18 protein-coding genes and 1 tRNA gene are annotated in these 15,119 nt (G+C 70.9%); 11 read left to right on the top strand and 8 right to left on the bottom strand.

From position 1 onward, the window contains the following. On the bottom strand, window positions 1–1,090 hold a 1,090-nt coding region (locus ACK4HH_RS08985; RefSeq protein WP_409650897.1), incomplete at its 3' end, for a hypothetical protein. 173 nt (window positions 1,091–1,263) lie between these two features. Between ACK4HH_RS08985 and ACK4HH_RS08980 the strand changes: the two genes are divergently transcribed. Together ACK4HH_RS08980 and ACK4HH_RS08975 are read left to right on the top strand one after the other, a co-directional pair. Next, window positions 1,264–5,022, top strand: a complete 3,759-nt coding sequence (locus ACK4HH_RS08980; RefSeq protein ID WP_409650895.1) for a DEAD/DEAH box helicase — start codon at window positions 1,264–1,266, stop codon at window positions 5,020–5,022. A gap of 16 nt (window positions 5,023–5,038) precedes the next feature. Further along, the gene (locus ACK4HH_RS08975) at window positions 5,039–5,209 is read left to right on the top strand and encodes a hypothetical protein (protein ID WP_409650893.1); all 171 of its coding nucleotides are present in this window, start codon (window positions 5,039–5,041) and stop codon (window positions 5,207–5,209) included. 34 nt (window positions 5,210–5,243) lie between these two features. Here ACK4HH_RS08975 and mscL read toward each other — a convergent pair whose 3' ends face one another. The 3 genes from mscL to ACK4HH_RS08960 are packed head-to-tail and all read right to left on the bottom strand — an operon-like array spanning window position 5,244 to window position 6,622. Then, entirely contained in the window at window positions 5,244–5,678 is a 435-nt protein-coding gene (gene mscL / locus ACK4HH_RS08970; protein ID WP_409650891.1) for a large conductance mechanosensitive channel protein MscL, read from the bottom strand. 26 nt (window positions 5,679–5,704) lie between these two features. Beyond that, complete coding sequence (locus ACK4HH_RS08965) at window positions 5,705–5,971, bottom strand: FmdB family zinc ribbon protein (protein WP_255158602.1); 267 nt, start codon at window positions 5,969–5,971, stop codon at window positions 5,705–5,707. A 54-nt stretch (window positions 5,972–6,025) separates the two neighbouring features. Beyond that, a complete protein-coding gene (locus ACK4HH_RS08960) occupies window positions 6,026–6,622 on the bottom strand; it encodes a 5-formyltetrahydrofolate cyclo-ligase (protein ID WP_409650889.1) in 597 nt (198 codons plus the stop codon). A 63-nt stretch (window positions 6,623–6,685) separates the two neighbouring features. Between ACK4HH_RS08960 and galU the strand changes: the two genes are divergently transcribed. After that, entirely contained in the window at window positions 6,686–7,576 is an 891-nt protein-coding gene (gene galU, locus ACK4HH_RS08955; RefSeq protein ID WP_409650887.1) for a UTP--glucose-1-phosphate uridylyltransferase GalU, read from the top strand. A gap of 3 nt (window positions 7,577–7,579) precedes the next feature. Beyond that, window positions 7,580–8,242, top strand: coding sequence for a GNAT family N-acetyltransferase (locus tag ACK4HH_RS08950; RefSeq protein ID WP_409650885.1), 663 nt, complete (start codon window positions 7,580–7,582; stop codon window positions 8,240–8,242). A gap of 10 nt (window positions 8,243–8,252) precedes the next feature. Here ACK4HH_RS08950 and ACK4HH_RS08945 read toward each other — a convergent pair whose 3' ends face one another. After that, window positions 8,253–8,945 carry a hypothetical protein gene (locus tag ACK4HH_RS08945; RefSeq protein ID WP_409650883.1) on the bottom strand — a complete coding sequence of 231 codons (693 nt, stop codon included), beginning with the start codon at window positions 8,943–8,945 and terminating at the stop codon, window positions 8,253–8,255. 104 nt (window positions 8,946–9,049) lie between these two features. Between ACK4HH_RS08945 and ACK4HH_RS08940 the strand changes: the two genes are divergently transcribed. From ACK4HH_RS08940 to ACK4HH_RS08925, 4 genes are all read left to right on the top strand, one after another. Then, a complete protein-coding gene (locus tag ACK4HH_RS08940; protein ID WP_409650881.1) occupies window positions 9,050–9,982 on the top strand; it encodes a hypothetical protein in 933 nt (310 codons plus the stop codon). A gap of 60 nt (window positions 9,983–10,042) precedes the next feature. Then, window positions 10,043–10,118: transfer RNA gene (locus tag ACK4HH_RS08935), tRNA-Ala, on the top strand. Window positions 10,119–10,309: 191 nt separating this feature from the next. Beyond that, window positions 10,310–10,825 (top strand): HEAT repeat domain-containing protein, encoded by a 516-nt coding sequence (locus tag ACK4HH_RS08930; protein WP_409650879.1) that lies wholly within the window; start codon window positions 10,310–10,312, stop codon window positions 10,823–10,825. Between the two features lie 81 nt (window positions 10,826–10,906). Further along, window positions 10,907–11,194, top strand: coding sequence for a hypothetical protein (locus ACK4HH_RS08925; protein ID WP_409650877.1), 288 nt, complete (start codon window positions 10,907–10,909; stop codon window positions 11,192–11,194). A gap of 235 nt (window positions 11,195–11,429) precedes the next feature. On the opposite strand, the gene ACK4HH_RS08920 is transcribed toward ACK4HH_RS08925, so the two are convergent. Continuing rightward, the gene (locus tag ACK4HH_RS08920; RefSeq protein WP_409650875.1) at window positions 11,430–11,720 is read right to left on the bottom strand and encodes a DUF4386 domain-containing protein; all 291 of its coding nucleotides are present in this window, start codon (window positions 11,718–11,720) and stop codon (window positions 11,430–11,432) included. A gap of 82 nt (window positions 11,721–11,802) precedes the next feature. Between ACK4HH_RS08920 and ACK4HH_RS08915 the strand changes: the two genes are divergently transcribed. The 3 genes from ACK4HH_RS08915 to ACK4HH_RS08905 all read left to right on the top strand — a co-directional run bounded on the left by ACK4HH_RS08915 (window position 11,803) and on the right by ACK4HH_RS08905 (window position 13,637). After that, complete coding sequence (locus ACK4HH_RS08915; protein ID WP_409650873.1) at window positions 11,803–12,183, top strand: nitroreductase family deazaflavin-dependent oxidoreductase; 381 nt, start codon at window positions 11,803–11,805, stop codon at window positions 12,181–12,183. 50 nt (window positions 12,184–12,233) lie between these two features. Then, on the top strand, window positions 12,234–12,545 hold the full coding sequence (locus tag ACK4HH_RS08910; protein WP_409650871.1) for a hypothetical protein: 312 nt from the start codon (window positions 12,234–12,236) through the stop codon (window positions 12,543–12,545). Window positions 12,546–12,635: 90 nt separating this feature from the next. Then, window positions 12,636–13,637: a squalene cyclase gene (locus tag ACK4HH_RS08905; protein WP_409650869.1), complete on the top strand. Its 1,002-nt coding sequence runs from the start codon at window positions 12,636–12,638 to the stop codon at window positions 13,635–13,637. Here the strand turns inward: ACK4HH_RS08905 and ACK4HH_RS08900 are convergent. Continuing rightward, on the bottom strand, window positions 13,587–14,489 hold the full coding sequence (locus tag ACK4HH_RS08900; RefSeq protein ID WP_409650867.1) for an EamA family transporter: 903 nt from the start codon (window positions 14,487–14,489) through the stop codon (window positions 13,587–13,589). The two genes, ACK4HH_RS08905 and ACK4HH_RS08900, sit on opposite strands and share 51 nt — an antisense overlap. Next, window positions 14,482–15,087 carry a helix-turn-helix domain-containing protein gene (locus ACK4HH_RS08895; RefSeq protein WP_409650865.1) on the bottom strand — a complete coding sequence of 202 codons (606 nt, stop codon included), beginning with the start codon at window positions 15,085–15,087 and terminating at the stop codon, window positions 14,482–14,484. Before ACK4HH_RS08895 ends, ACK4HH_RS08900 begins: the two co-directional genes overlap by 8 nt. Window positions 15,088–15,119: the final 32 nt, after the last annotated feature.

Below are 15,119 nucleotides of genomic sequence, written 5' to 3'. Positions count from 1 at the left end.
CGGCGTCGCGCGCGACGAGCAGCTGCGCCTCGGCCTGCACGCGCGCGGCGTGGTACGCCTCGCGCGCGTGCGCGAGGCGCTGGGCCTGCGTGCGCGACGAGGCGAGCGACACCTCGACGGCGTCCATGGCCTCGCGCAGGTCGGCGAGATGCTCGATCGGATCGGCCGCGTCGCCCGCGTCGTCGCCCGACACCGCGTCGAGCTGCGTCACGGCCCGCGTGATGGCGACGCCCGAGTCACCGTCGGGCGCCTCGCCGGCCGCCGCGAGCGCCTCCGACCGCACCGTGCGTGCGTCGTCGCGCAACCGCCGCAGGGCATCGGCCGCGTCGTCGAGACGCGCAGCCGCCGCGCCGACCTGCTCGAGCGCCTCTTCGGCCGAGAACAGCAGCCGCTCGGCCTCGCTGATGGTCGCCATGACGCTGCTCGCGGGGGCCGTGCTGCCGGGGGCCGCCTCCGCTGCCAGGCCCTCGGCACGATCGAGGCCGCGGGCGGCGCGCTCGGGGGCGTCGGCGGAGGGGCCGAGCGCGGTGCGGGCGTGCTGGGTGAGCAGGGCATCCCGCTGCCGCGTCGTCTCGGTCAGCCGGGCGCGGGCCTCGGCGATGCGCGTGCGCAGGCGATCGAGCCGCTCGGGCGCCGTCGATTCGAGCGAGCGGCGGTCGCGGAAGGCCGCCGACTGCTCGCCGAGCCCGCGCTCGATGCGGTCGGCGAGCATGACGATGCGGTCGGCGCGCTCGCGGTTGGCGAGCCCCGCCTCGGGTTCGGCGTCGATGAGCCGGTGCAGCCGAAAGATCTCGTCGCGGTCGCCACGGGCACGGCGCACGGCGCCGCGGTAATCCTGCGCGGCGCGCTCGCCGAACTGGGCGATCGCGAACTCGACGTCGGCCTCGCCCTCGGCGATGCGGTCATCGGCCCGCACGAGGGCCGAGCCGGCGCGACGGCGGATGTAGTCGGGGGCCTTCACGAGCCGACCCGAGCGGCCGCGCCGCCGCGCGACGACCACGATGCCGCCGACCAGCACGGCGGCCACGACGACGAGCACGGTCGTGCCCGCGGCCACGATCGCCGACACGAGACCGCCCACGAGCTCCACGCCCCGATTCTAGATCGGCAACCCTGATCGCAACTCAGGCTGAGACGCCCGATGTGCTGCGCTGTGCACGCTCACACGGCGTCTCAGTCTGAGTTGCGAACTCGGCGGGCGGGTTCGGGGGCAGACCGCCCGAAATCCCCAGAACTCGGGCCCTGCAGACATACAGTGGCCGCGTGTGGCGTGCCGACCGATACGACGATCATGAGATCGACGCCGAGGCGGCGAGCGGTGAGAACCCGCTCGCACCCTCCTCGGTGCGGTTCGACGACCCCCGCGTCGTGCCGATGAACGTCGCCGCCCCGATGTGGGATCGCTGGCGCGCCGAGCTCGCGCGCATCGGCGGGCCGAGCACGCTGCTGCACTTCAGCGACGATCCGCGCGGCCGCATCGAGCTCGGCACGAGCCACCCGGGCGGCCTTGCGCGCTTCATCGCGGGCAGCCCCACCCTGCTGAGCAACCTCGTGCGCGACGATGTGGCCCTGCGGCAGGCGCGCGTCGCCGCCGAGCGCATCGCCGATCTCGGGGTCGAGCTCGCGAGCGTGCGCGGCATCGACGCCGTCGCTCTCGGCATCGGGCTCGTCTCGTGGCAGCACGACGGTGTCGATCACTGCGCCCCGCTGCTGCTGCGCCCCCTGCGCCTGCGGCGTCGGGGTCGGGATGTGGAGCTCACGCTCACCGGACGCGTCGGCGTCAACCCGGCCCTCGTGCGCGCGCTCGCCGCCCAGTTCTCGCTGCACCTCGACGAAGACGCCTTCGTGGCCCTCGCCCACGACGGCGAGGCCTTCAAGCCCAACCCGCCGCTCGACCGACTGCGCGGGCTCACCGCGCACCTCGAAGGCTTCACCATCAGCCCGCGCCTGGTCGTGAGCACCTTCGCCGAGGTCGGCCCCGCGATGGTGGCCGACGCCCACGACCTCGCGCACCCCGTGCTCGACGCGCTCGCGGGCAACACAAGCGCGCGCTGGGCGGTGCAGGAGGGCCAGTCGCCGGTGGAGGCGGTGCCCGCCGATCAGCGCCCGCCCGAGACCGACCTGCTGCTGCTCGACGCCGATGCCGAGCAAGAGCACGTCATCGCCAGCATCGCGGCCGGCAACTCGCTGGTCGTCAAGACCCTGCCCGGCACGGGCGGAACGCAGACGGTCGTCAACGCGCTCGGCGCGCTCGTGGCGCAGAACAAGCGCGTGCTCGTCGTGAGCCCGCGGCGGGCGACGCTGCGCACGATCGCCCAGCGGTTCGCCGACATCGGGCTGCCCGCCACCGCCGTGGCCGCGGCCACCCTGCGTCGTGACCTCATCCGTGCGATCGGCCGAAACGAGAAGGCCCAGCGCCCGCGCGTGGCCGACGTCAACGACGCGCTCGTGCGTCTGCGCACCGTGCTCGTCGACTACCGCGAAGCCCTCGGGCGCCCCGACGCCGAGCTCGGCATCAGCGTGCTCGACTGCATCGCCGAGCTCAGCCGCCTGCAGCTGCTGCCCACCCCGCCGAGCACCCGCGCGCGCCTCAGCCGCGCGGCCGTCGAGCTGCTCGCCGTCGACCGCAGCGAGGCCGCGGCTGCCATGGTGCACGCCGCCGAGCTCGGTCAGTTCAGCTACGGCCCCGGCGACTCGCCCTGGTACGGCGCGCGCTTCAGCACGGGCGACGAGGCCGCGCACGCGCAAGAGCGCGCCCGTCGACTGCACCACGAGCTCGTGCCGCGCCTCGTCGAGCGTGGGCGCGCCCTCATCGGCGCGACCCCCATGCGCCCCTTCGAGACGGTCGCCGAGCTCGGCGTGTACCTGCGCCTGCTCTCTGACCTGCGCGACACGCTCGACAAGTTCCAGCCGGCCGTGTTCGACCGCTCGCTCAGCGAGCTCATCGCCGCCACCGCTCCGCGGCGCGAGTCGAGCACGATGCCCGCGGCCACCCGCCGGCGCCTCAAGGGCCTCGCCAAGGAGTACCTGCGGCCGGGCGTCGCCGTCAGCGACCTGCACGAGTCGCTCGTGCGCATCCAGCAGCAGCGCGTGCTCTGGCAGCGCTTCGTGCCCACGGGGCTCACGCCGGCCGTGCCCGTCGGTATCGCCGATGTGGCCGTCGCCTACCAGCAGGTCGAGCAAGACCTCGAGGCGCTGGATGCTCCGCTCGGCCACCACAGTCGTGACCAGCAGCTCGCCCACCGCCCGCTGCCCGAGCTGCACGCCCTGCTCGCCGGCCTCGCCGCCGAGAGCGACGTGCTCGCCAACCTGCAAGAGCGCACGGCGCTGCTCGAGCGGCTCGAGCGCTGGGATGTCGGGCCGCTGCTGAGCGACCTCGCCGCGCGGCACGTGCCGCAGAGCCAGGTCGCGGCCGAGCTCGAGCTCGCCTGGTGGCGCTCGGCGCTCGACAGCCTGCTGCAGCACGACCGCGCCCTGCTCGGCGCCGAGCCGAGCGTGCTCGACCGCCTCGAAGCCGACTTCCGCCTCGTCGACGAGGCGCACGCGGCGGGCAGCGCGCAGTTGCTCGGCTGGCAGCTGGCCGAGAACTGGTCGATCGGCATCACCGACTGGCCCGACGAGGCGGCGGCGCTCAAGGCGATGCTGAAGAGCGGCTCGATCACGTCGACGCAGCTGCAGCGTGAAGCCCCGCACGTGAGCCGCCCGATCGCGCCCGTGTGGCTGGCCTCGCCGTACGACGTACACGAGGTCAGCGACGAGATTCCGTTCGACACCGTGCTGCTGCTCGACGCGGGCGCGGTCACGGTCGCCGAGGTCGCGGGCTCGGTGCGCCGTGCCCGTCAGGTGGTCGCCGTGGGTGACCCCGTGACCCAGGCTCCCGCGCCGTTCGCGATCGCCGTCGGCGACCCCGCCGACGATGGCGACGTGGATGCCCGGCACGCCGCATCCGCTCTCTTCCAGCTCAGCGAACTGCTGCCGGCGCTCTCGCTCACGCGCTCGTACCGCGCCGGGGGCGAAGATCTCGCCGAGCTCGTGAACCGCAGGTTCTACGCCGGCCGCATCGAGTCGCTGCCCTGGGCGGGGTCGTTCCTCGGGCATCCCTCGATCGCGGTCGACTACCTCGACGATGGCCACGGCATGCCCGACGACGACACGGGCGCGATCGAGAGCGTCGATGTCGAGGTGCGCCGCACGGTCGACCTCGTGATCGAGCACGCCACGGCGCGCCCGAACGAGTCGCTCATGGTCGTCACGGCCAGCGCCAAGCACGCCGCGCGCGTGCATACCGCCGTGCTCGAGGCGCTCACGCACCGCCCCGACCTGCATGACGTGCTGCTCGGCGACCGCCCCGAACCGTTCGCGGTGCTCACGATTGAGCAGTCGGTGGCGCAGTCGCGTGATCGCGTCATCTTCTCGATCGGCTTCGGGCGCACTCCGCACGGTCGCGTGCTGAGCGAGTTCGGATCGCTCGGGCGCGCGGGCGGCGACCGCCTGCTCGCCGTCGCGATGACGCGCGCGCGGCGCTACGTGCGCATCGTCAGCTGCATCCGCCCGAGCGATCTCGACGACGACCGGCTGTCGCACGGCGCTCGCGCCCTCGCCGACCTGTTCGCCGACATCGAGGCGCGCCGCACGGCCGTCGAGCTGCCCGACGACAGCGACCCCGTGCTCATCGACCTCGCGCGCCGGCTCGAGGCGCGGGGCATGACGGTGGCCCTCGGGCACCGCGGCAAGCTGCCGCTCGTCGCGAGCCGCGGCGGCTACTGCGTGGCGATCGAGACCGATGCCGCGCTCGGCCACCTGAGCCTGCGCGAGTCGCTGCGCCTGCGGCCCGACCTGCTGCGCCGCCTGGGCTGGCACTACGCGCGCGTGCACGTCTTCGAGCTGTTCAGCGACCCCGAGGCGGTCGCCGACCGCATCGTCGCGCTCGCTGGCGGAGCGGCCCCGGCGCCGGTAGGAACGGGCCCGGTGCTCGGCCGCGGCTCTGATCACCCCACCGACGAGCTCGCGATCACCCGCTGACCCGTACCCTGGAGGCATGATTCAGGGGGATGCGGGGCGCGCCCCGATCAGCCGCGCCCGCGGTGCGCGCCGGGCCACGACGCCGCCGCCGCCCGGGTCGGATCCCGCCCCGAGCCCCGAGCCCGCGCGGCACCGGCTCGACGAGAACGACGAGCGCCTCACGGCCGAGAAGCCGCCGCACTACTGAGGTCGCCGCGAGGCCGCGGCGATACCGAGCGGGGCTAGGCCGCGGGCGTGGCCCCGTCGCGCTTCGCGAGCAGGTCGCGAATCTCGGCGAGCAGCTCGAGCTCGGTCGGCGGCACGGCCTCGTCGACCGCGGGCTGCCCGGCCGCGCGGCGCTGCTCGGCTCGGCGCCTCAGGTGGTTGACGGGGGCGACGAGCGCGAAGTAGACGACCGCGGCGACGATGAGAAAGTTGAGCACGGCGCCGATGACCGCGCCGAAGTACAGCACGGCCTCGCCGCCCGACACCGTCGGGATGGCGACGGGCAGCGCCTTCTCGAGCGTCGCGGCGTTGAAGAGCGCCCCGATCGCCGGGTTGATGACGGCGGTGACGATGGCGTTCACGACCGCGGTGAAGGCGGCCCCGATGACGACGGCGACGGCGAGGTCGATGACATTGCCGCGCAGGATGAATTCTCGGAATCCGGTGAGCATGCCTCGATGCTAGCCACCGAACGGGACTAGCTGGCGGCGGGAGTCGCCGCGGGGGCAGGAGTGCTGGCGGGTGCGGCCGACCCCGATGACGACCCCGAGTCAGTTGAGCTCGTCGTCGAGCGGCTATCGGTGCGGTAGAACCCCGAGCCGTTGAACGTCACGCCGACGGCCGAGAAGACCTTGCGCAGGCGGCCCTGGCACGTGGGGCACTCGGTGAGCGAGTCGTCGGTGAAGGCCTGCTGAATGTCGAACGCGGTCGAGCACTCCGTGCAGCGGTACGAGTACGTGGGCATGAAAGACCTCCACCCTCCAGAATACGGCGGGCCGAGCATCCATTCGAACCGCGGTCAGGCGGTGAAGCGCGTGATGCCGCTCGGGGTCACGACGCCGTCGACCCCCTGGTCGTGCGGTTCGCGCGGCAGCTCGTCGACGACCTCGCCGTCGAACACGATCGCGAACACGGGCGGGCGGCGGTCCATCGAGCCGAGCGTCTTGTCGAAGTAGCCGCGCCCCCAGCCCATGCGCATGCCCGTGCGGTCGACGGCGGCGGCGGGCACGAGGATGAGCCCGACGTCGTTGACGGCGATGGGCCCGAGCAGCTCGGTCGTCGGCACGGGCATGCCGACGACGTCGAGCCCCTCGTCGGCGGCGTCGTACGGCGCCCAGTCGAGCAGCCCGTCGTCGCGCGAGACGGGCAGCAGCACGCGGATGCCTTGCGCGCAGGCCCAGGCGACGAAGGGGCGCGTCTCGGGCTCGTCGGGCGTCGCGAGGTAGCAGGCGAGCGCGCGCGGCCCGAGCGTCGAGGTGAGGGCGATGAGCTGGGCGGTGAGCGCCTCGGTCGCCGCCTCGCGCTCATGCTGCGTGCGGATGCGCCGCCGACCCCGCAGCTCGGCGCGCAGTGCGCGCTTGGTCGCGATCGCGTCGCCGTCGGGCTCGGTGGGCATACCGCCATGGTAGAGCCGTGACAACCCCCGGGGCCCGAACGGGCTCCCCGATACGCTGAGGCCATGACCCCGCGCATCAGCAAGGCCGTGATCCCCGCCGCGGGACTCGGCACCCGGTTCCTGCCCGCGACGAAGGCCATGCCCAAAGAGATGCTGCCGGTGGTCGACAAGCCGGCGATCCAGTATGTGGTCGAAGAAGCGGTCGGCGCGGGGCTCACCGACGTGCTCATGATCACGGGGCGCAACAAGAACGCGCTCGAGAACCACTTCGACCGGGTCGGCGAGCTCGAGGCGACGCTCGAGGCCAAGGGCGACACCGAGAAGCTCGCCAAGGTCGAGTACTCCACGGGCCTCGCCGACATGCACTACGTACGCCAGGGCGACCCGCTCGGCCTCGGCCACGCCGTGCTGCGCGCGCACATGCACGTGGGGCGCCAGGCCTTCGCGGTGCTGCTCGGCGACGACATCATCGACCCGCGCGACCCCCTGCTCGAGCGCATGATCGACGTTCACGAAGAACGCGGCACGAGCGTCATCGCACTGCTCGAGGTCGACCCGGCCCAGGCGCACCTCTACGGCGTCGCGACGATCGAGCCCACCGACGACCCCGATGTCGTGCGCATCACCGACCTCGTCGAGAAGCCCGCGCCGGGCACGGCGCCGTCGAACCTCGCCATCATCGGCCGGTACGTGCTACGCCCCGAGATCTTCGACATCCTCGAGCACACGGCGCCCGGCAAGGGTGGCGAGATCCAATTGACGGATGCACTGCTCGAGCTCGCCCACCAGCCCGAGAACGGCGGCGTCTACGGCGTCGTGTTCCGCGGCCGCCGCTACGACACGGGTGACCGGCTCGACTACATCAAGGCGATCGTGCAGCTCGCCGTCGACCGCGACGACCTCGGGCCCGAGTTGCGCCCCTGGCTGAAGGAATTCACCGCCCGCTTAGACTGAGGCGTGGCATCGATCATCCCCACGCTGCGCGATGGCGCGACGGTGCTGCGTCCCATCCGGGTGCGCGACGCGCGCGCGCTCGAGTCCGAGCTCATCGACAGCCGCAGCTGGCTGCGGCCGTGGGAGGCGACGAGCCCCTCGGCGCCCATGAATTGGGATACGCGCGGCAGCATCCGCAGCCTGCTGAGCGCCGCGCGCGCCGGCACGGGCCTGCCGTTCATCATCGAGACCGAGGGGCGGCTCGCCGGCCAGCTCAACGTGAGCGGCATGACCTACGGCTCGCTCGCTTCGGCGACGATCGGCTACTGGGTGGGGGCGGGGTTCGCGGGGCGCGGTCTGACGCCGACCGCGGTGGCGCTCGCGACCGATCACGTGTTCTTCACCGTGGGGCTGCACCGCATGGAGATCTGCATCCGGCCCGAGAACGCGCCCTCGCTGCGGGTGGTCGAGAAGCTCGGGTTCCGGTACGAGGGGCTGCGGCGGCGCTACATCCACATCAACGGCGACTGGCGCGACCACTTCTGCTTCGCGCTCACCGTGGAGGAGGTGCCGCAGGGCGTGCTGCAGCGCTGGAAGGCGGGCCGGGTTCCCCCGGGTGCGGCGAGCATCCCTGAGCTGGATGTCATCGCCGCACGCCGGGGCATCAGCCTGCCGCCCGTGCGGTGATCGGCAGAACTCAGACCCAGGTGACGGGGATCGTCAGCATGATCGCGGCGGCGAACACGAAGATCGCCGAGCCGATGACGATGAGCGCGTACTGCACGCGGCGGGCGCGCACGACGGCGGCGACACCGAGCAGGAACAGCGAGATGGCCATAAGCACGGTCGTGAGCGTCAGCCAGTCGCCGCGAGCGTCGAGCTCGTCGGCCTGCTTCGTCAGTTCGACGGCCTCCTCGCTCTTCTCGCCGTAGGCGCCGAACAGCACGTTCTGGTACTCCTCGTCGTCGAGCGGGCTCGTGTAGAACTCGGTGTCGGCGGCGTTGATCGCGTCGGCGCGCTCGATCGCGGCGCCGAAGTGCTCGCTCACGGCGACGAAGAAGAGCGCGTCGTAGACCTCGGCGGCGACGGGGTCGCCCGCGTCGATCTGCGCCTGCAGCTCGGTCAGGCGCGCGAGGGTCTGCGCATCCTGCACGTACTCCTGGTTGCCTTCGAGGTAGAGCGACTCGGCCTCGGCCGTCGCGCTCTGCGAGAGCGAGAGCGACTTGGCAGTCTGGCCGTCGTAGAGCGCCGCCTGGAACGACACCCACGCGGTGGCGACCGAGACGATGCCGAGCAGGATGACGATGAGCAGCTCGGCGTTGCCGAAGAAGGCGCGCAGGCCGGTCTTCTCGGCGGTCTCAGCGGTTTCGGGAGAAGGGGTCGACGACATGGTGTCCTTTGAGAGGGGGTGGGGAGGAGGGGATGCGGCCTCGGGTCTGCCAACACTCCGCCGACCTGCCGACCGCATCGGCTCGTGAATCGTACCTTTGCCGCATGGAGTCCACGGGCGGCGGCACGGCGATCCTCATCGCGATCGCCGCCGGGCTCTGGCTGCTCTACCTCGTGCCGATGTGGCGCCGTCGCCGCGAGTACCTCGCGACCGAGCGCAACGCCATCCGCCTGCAGCAGACGCTGCGCATCATGGCGCACGCGGCCGAGGTGCCCGAGTCGGTGCGCGCCGAGCTGACGGCGCGCGACGTGGCGGCGCAGCAGCGCTCACTCGCCGCCCGTCAACGGGAACTCGCCGCGATCGAGCGCGCGCGCGAGGCGGCCGCGCAGCGCGCGCTGCGGGCGCGGCTGACCGAGTCGGCGCCGGGCCTCATGGCCGAGATGGATGCCGCGCGCCTCGGCCAGCGCCGGCTGCGTCGCTCGCGCGCGCTCACCTCGCTTACGACGCTGCTCTCTCTCATCGGCATCGCCGTGGCGGTGTCGCTCGGTGCCTGGGCGTGGGCCGGTTTCGCCGCCTTCGTCGCGATCAGCGGCGGGATGCTGCTCACGGGCCTCGCTCGCGCGCAGCGCCGCCGCACGGCTCCTGTCGCGGGCGTCGCCGCTCCCGAGTTCGTCGATCTGGCGCCTCCGGTTCGCCGAACGGCCCCGGTCGCGCGCCGCGAGTGGACGCCCGTGCCGCTGCCCAAGCCGAGCTACCTCAGTGCGCCGGTCGTGCCGACCGGGGCCGCGGCTCCGGCTCTCGACCACGCGGCCGCGCTCGCTGCTGCCGCCGCCGAGGCCGAGCGGGCGCAGCGGGCGGCAGCCCGCGCGGCATCCCTCGACGTCGCCGCGGCGGCTTCCACAACTTCGGAGTGGAAGTCGCCCGAGGTCGCCCGGCCCGCGGCGAGCCGGTTCGCCGGCATGGGCCTCGTCGAGGGGCTGCCGACCCGCGCGCCCGACCTCGACGAGGTGCTCGAGCGCCGTCGCGCCGCCGGCTGAGCCCGCGCAGCACCCGGTCGAGCGCCCCGCGCGCGAATGGTAGTGTGGTCGACGCACCACGGGCCTGTGGCGCAGTTGGTAGCGCGCCTCGTTCGCATCGAGGAGGTCAGGGGTTCGAATCCCCTCAGGTCCACCATCCCATGACTTTCTCTCAAATAGACTTTTCGTGACCGCATAGCGTCCGGTGGCGATGCGCGACTGTGTCTGGCTGGAGGGCGTCACCTCGCTCTTCACGTGGGAGGATCCGGACGTGAGTATTTGGCCTGGACGGGGCGCCGCGCTCGACATCCTGAACGCTGCAATCCTGAGTTGGATCGAGGTCCAACGGTGACGCCCGAACAGCACGAACTTGTGTATAGGTTGATCGGCCTATTTGGTGGCGAGAAGATGTCCCAATCTGACTTTCTCAAGGTTATGGATGCCAGCGATGGTGTCGCTCTCGGTCTGTCATTGATGGAAGACGCTTTAGCGAGACGCAACAAAGACGACGTCGGGTCGTCAATCTCTGTCTGCAACGCTTTCGGATACGGGACAGTTCATCTGCCGCTCTTCCATGAACTCTCAATGGCCGATTGGCACGTAGGACATGAAGATGTCGCTTGGCCTCTTGATGAGATCGGTTCTGATGAGTCAATTCCATTCTTGAAGCACCTGGCGGAGTGGGTACCTGACTATCTCCTGTGGGACGACGCTCGAGCCCTGTCGACTAAGGCGGTGTGGGGCGTCGCCAAGATGGGCTCACCTGCCGCGCACGCTGCGCTGTTCGAGTTGGCGCAGAGCGACGACCCACACGTTGTACAGGCCGCGAATTTTCAGATTGAGCGACTTGGGCTCAAGACCTAAGTGGCACCGATCATGTAGAGGCTAAGTTCGGCCGGGCAATGGCCGATTAGCGAGCGACAGGCATCAGGGTATTGTTCGGCGATGACCATTCTCGATGACATGGATGAGCTCGTGGCGACGAGACTCCGGGCTCTCATCGTGGTCGGCCGAGTGTCGTACGCAAGCTCCCTTGAGTGGCAGGTTGATCAAGGGAGGACATTGGGTATTCACAAATCGGGGGACGCCTTTGAGCTCCTGGTGTGGGAACGTGGAGACGCCGAAATCGTGTACGGCACCCCTGAAGACCCTGGTTCCGAGTACCATCCTGCGGTCGTCTCAGCAGACCTGCCCGTGTTGCTCGACCGCCTGATGGCGATTGCGAGCACCTAGGTCGAGCTTCCGAATTCGGGTCATGAGCCGGTAACTCGGATCGTCTCGATGCCGCGGAGCCCACGGGCGAGGGCCGGCCGCGAAGAGATAGTCCTGGTAGGTGAGGGAACGACGGGGTCGAAAAACCGACGTCTCGTGCCCTTCAGGCAGTACGTAGCAGTCTCGACATCCTGCCATTCGGTTGAGCGGCGTCAGCGTGACGTCGCCTCCAGCGCCCGCGCGGGCACGCCGCGAATCAGCAGCGAGAGCAGAATCGCGAATTCGCCGATGGTGGCGGGATGACGAGCAGGTCGGCGATCGCGGTGGTGTCGGGCACGAGCGTGATGAGCAGTGTGTTGGCGAGGTAGCGGGTGCCGCCGACGAGCAGCACCCAGCCGATCCAGCGCCAGGCAATGCCTGAGCGGAGCACGAGCAGTCCCATCGGGATGAGCCATGCGCCGAAGAACACTGTGCCGACGGCCCTGAAACCCTCGGAGAGTGTGATGAGCAGTGTCACCTGTTGGGCGGCGTCGGGCAGGTCCACCATCCGCCGTTCTGCTCGTGTCTCGGTCGACGCATGGTTGCCGCGCTCTGGCTCGAGCCGCGGCCTCAGCGGTAGGGTTCGAGCCATGCCGATGCCACGCTGGTGGGCCCATATGAACAAGTGGACATTCAATCCCGCTGAGCTGAAGAGGGGCAAGCGCCCCGTGATTATTCACGTCGGCCGCACGTCCGGCCGCGAATACCAGACACCCCTCGACGCGTTCCGGGTCCACGGCGGCTACCTCTTCGTGCCGGTCTACGGTGTCGAGTCGGACTGGGTGCGCAACGTGCTGGCCGCCGGGTCGGCGCGGCTGCGCACCGGAGGCACTGAGGTGGTCGTGACGAAACCGCGGCTCATCGACAAGGCCACGGCGTTCGCGCTGTTGCCGGAGGGCACCCAGCGGCCATCGAAGTGGCTCAAGCTCGAGCAGTACTTGCTGACTGACCTGGCGGCATCCGCGCATTGAGTTCGGCGAGTTCGTGTCGCTGAGCCTTTCCTCCTGGTTGACTACAGCCCATGTCGACGAATACTTCGGTCACCGCCCGTGCACGCTTCAGTTACTGGGCGCTGTGGGGTGTAGGGGCGGTAGCCCTTCTTGTGGGCAGCGTGCTCTTGGCCACTCGGCAGACAGTCGTGTGGGTGGCGTCAGACTTCGATGTCGATGCGGAGACGGGCTACACGGTTGACCTCGTCCCGACAGGCATCATGGTGACCGTCATCGGTGCACTTGTGGTCGTGACGCTTCTCGTGCTCGACGCCTACGTTGGCCCTCTGCACCGACGGCATGCCGCACCGGCAGAAACTGACGAAGAGCTCTCGAACACATGAGCCCGCCGTGCCGACAGGCCTCGGCGCGCGGACTCTCGAAACGCGGCTAATGCGATGGCGCTCGTGAGTTCGCGGGCCTACGCTCGCGGCATGTCCACGCCCCCTCCTACTGACGACGTTCTGCAGTGGATGCTCGACACCGACCCGGCCCTGCGCTGGCAGGTCGAGCGCGACCTGGCCGATGAGCCCGAGCACGTGTGGCAGGCCACTCGGGCGCGCGTCGCAACCGAGGGCATGGGCGCCGCGCTCCTGGCGCATCAGGATGCCGACGGCCAGTGGGCGGGTGGCGCGTACTTCCCCGCCGGTTTCGACTGGGACAGCGATGAGGCCCAGGAGGGCCAGCCCTGGACCGCCACGACGTGGACGCTCAACAGCCTGCGCGAGTTCGGGCTCGACGCCGCGGCGCTCGCCGGCACGGCCTCGACGCTCGCCGCGAACGCGCGCTGGGAGTACGACGACCTGCCCTACTGGGGCGGCGAGGTCGACGCGTGCATCAACGGCTTCACGCTCGCGAACGGCGCCTGGCTGGGCGCCGACGTCGATGCGATCGCCACGTGGTTCGCCGAGCACCAGATGGCCGAGGGCGGCTGGAACTGCGAGTGGGTCGACGGCTCGGTGCGGTCGAGCTTTCACTCGACGCTCAACGCGCTGAAGGGCATCCTCGACTGGGAGGAGCGCACTGGCGACACCCGCCTCCGCGAGGCCCGTCACGCGGCGCACGAGTACCTGCTGCGGCGACGGATGCTCTACCGAGAGTCGACCGGCGAGCTCGTGGCGCCCTGGGCCACGCACTTCGGCTACCCGTTCCGCCACGTCTACAGCGCGCTCAACGTCATGGACTACCTGCGACGCGCGTCACTGCTCGAGGGCACGCCGCCCGACGAGCGGGCATCCGACGCGATCGGGATCATCCGCGACGCCCAGCAGCCCGACGGGCAGCGCTTTCCCGGGACCTGGACGCAGGAGCGCCGCCACCCGGGCCGCGTCTGGTTCGAGCTCGACGTGCCGGTCGGCGAGCCGTCGCCGTGGCTGACGTTCCTGTCACTCCGCGTGCTGCGCTGGTGGGATGGCGGGGTCGTCGACCGCGCGTGACCGCGTGCCGTCACGCTGGGCGGCGGCGCCCGCGATGATGACGATCACGATGCCGATGATCTGCAGCGGCCCGGGCAGCTGGCTCAGGAAGATGAGCCCGACGACGAGCCCGAAGGCCGGCTCGATCGCGAGCAGCGTTCCGAACGCCGTGTGAGTCATGCGTCGCAGGGCGAGCATCTCGAGCCCGAACGAGACGACCGGCGTGATGAGCGCGATACCCGCCGCGAGCAGGATGATCGGCACTGTGGGGCTACCGCCGACCACCTGCGGTAGCCCGATGACCGTCGTCACGACGGCGGCGATCGGGATCGTGAAGGCGAGCCCCGTGATGCCGCTGAAGCGGTCGCCGACGCGCTGCGTGAGCAGGTTGTAGAGCCCCCAGCAGGTGCCCGCGAGCAGGGCGAAGACGATGCCGAGGGCATCCGTCGCCCCCTCCCACGGCTCGGTCAGCAGCACGACGCCGACGAGCGCGAGGGCCGGCCAGACGAGCGCCCGACGCCGACGGCTCATGATGGCCGCGACCGTGAGCGGGCCGAGGAACTCGATCGCGACGGCCGTGCCGAGCGGGATGCGGTCGAGCGCGGCGAGGAAGAACGTCGTCATGAGCCCGGTCACCGCGCCGAGCATGAGGAGCGTCGGAACGTCTGCCCGACGGATGCTGCGCAGGCTCGGTCGCACGATAAGCAGCAGGAAGACCGCGCCGAAGCACATGCGCAGCCACGAGGTTCCGGCCGCGCCGACCGCGTCGATGACGGTGACCGAGAGTGCATTCGACACCTGGATGAGCAGCATGGCGGCGACCGCCATCGACCACGCGGGCGGCGTCGCGCGGGCGGTTGCGGTGTCAGTCACGGGATGCTCCGCTCGGGTTCGTCGCCCCGACACCCGGCTCGAAGACGGTGAGCGCGAAGCGCGCCACGACGTCGCCCGCACAGGCATAGCTGTGGGCGGCGTCGCCGCGGAAAGTCAGCGCGTCTCCGGCGCCGAGCTCGTGCACGCGATCGTCAATCTCGACGCGCACGCTGCCCTCGAGCACGTGCAGCAGTTCGCGCGTGCCGGCGAGGTGCGGCTCGCTCGAGTGGCGCTCACCGGGGTGCATGGTCCAGTGCCAGAGCTCGACGACGTCGGGAGACTCGGTTCCGGCGACGAGGGCGCCCGTGCCGCCGTGCTCGCCGCGCCAGAGCACCGCGGCGGTTCCGACGCGCGTCACGCGCTCGTCGGGCAGGGCGGGCGGTTCGACGAGGGCCGGCAGCCCGACCCCGAGGGCGTCGCTCAGCCGCAGCAGCGTGCCGATGCTCGGGTTGACGGCCCCCTGCTCGACGCTGACAACCATCCGCCGACTCACGCCCGCGGCGGCGGCGAGCTGATCGAGCGTCCAGCCGCGCGTGCCGCGCTCGTGCCGCACGCGCGCGCCGATCACGCGCGCGAGCGCGTCCGTGTCGAAGTCCATGAGTGCACTATACTGCACTTCTAGTGCATGAT

It is taken from the genome of Microcella sp., assembly GCF_046296455.1.
GTDB lineage: Bacteria > Actinomycetota > Actinomycetes > Actinomycetales > Microbacteriaceae > Microcella.
The sequence above is the reverse complement of the archived record's forward strand: the minus strand, read 5'-3'. Positions and strand labels throughout refer to the sequence as shown.

Excerpts from the sequence above, each read along its gene's own strand:
- ACK4HH_RS08910 (WP_409650871.1), top strand. The coding sequence starts at position 12,234 with ATGTCGACGAATACTTCGGTCACCGCCCGTGCACGCTTCAGTTACTGG.
- ACK4HH_RS08895 (WP_409650865.1), bottom strand. The coding sequence starts at position 15,087 with ATGGACTTCGACACGGACGCGCTCGCGCGCGTGATCGGCGCGCGCGTG.
- ACK4HH_RS08945 (WP_409650883.1), bottom strand. The coding sequence starts at position 8,945 with ATGTCGTCGACCCCTTCTCCCGAAACCGCTGAGACCGCCGAGAAGACC.
- ACK4HH_RS08905 (WP_409650869.1), top strand. The coding sequence starts at position 12,636 with ATGTCCACGCCCCCTCCTACTGACGACGTTCTGCAGTGGATGCTCGAC.
- ACK4HH_RS08975 (WP_409650893.1), top strand. The coding sequence starts at position 5,039 with ATGATTCAGGGGGATGCGGGGCGCGCCCCGATCAGCCGCGCCCGCGGT.
- ACK4HH_RS08960 (WP_409650889.1), bottom strand. The coding sequence starts at position 6,622 with ATGCCCACCGAGCCCGACGGCGACGCGATCGCGACCAAGCGCGCACTG.
- ACK4HH_RS08925 (WP_409650877.1), top strand. The coding sequence starts at position 10,907 with ATGACCATTCTCGATGACATGGATGAGCTCGTGGCGACGAGACTCCGG.
- mscL (WP_409650891.1), bottom strand. The coding sequence starts at position 5,678 with ATGCTCACCGGATTCCGAGAATTCATCCTGCGCGGCAATGTCATCGAC.
- ACK4HH_RS08915 (WP_409650873.1), top strand. The coding sequence starts at position 11,803 with ATGCCGATGCCACGCTGGTGGGCCCATATGAACAAGTGGACATTCAAT.
- ACK4HH_RS08940 (WP_409650881.1), top strand. The coding sequence starts at position 9,050 with ATGGAGTCCACGGGCGGCGGCACGGCGATCCTCATCGCGATCGCCGCC.
- galU (WP_409650887.1), top strand. The coding sequence starts at position 6,686 with ATGACCCCGCGCATCAGCAAGGCCGTGATCCCCGCCGCGGGACTCGGC.
- ACK4HH_RS08965 (WP_255158602.1), bottom strand. The coding sequence starts at position 5,971 with ATGCCCACGTACTCGTACCGCTGCACGGAGTGCTCGACCGCGTTCGAC.
- ACK4HH_RS08920 (WP_409650875.1), bottom strand. The coding sequence starts at position 11,720 with ATGGTGGACCTGCCCGACGCCGCCCAACAGGTGACACTGCTCATCACA.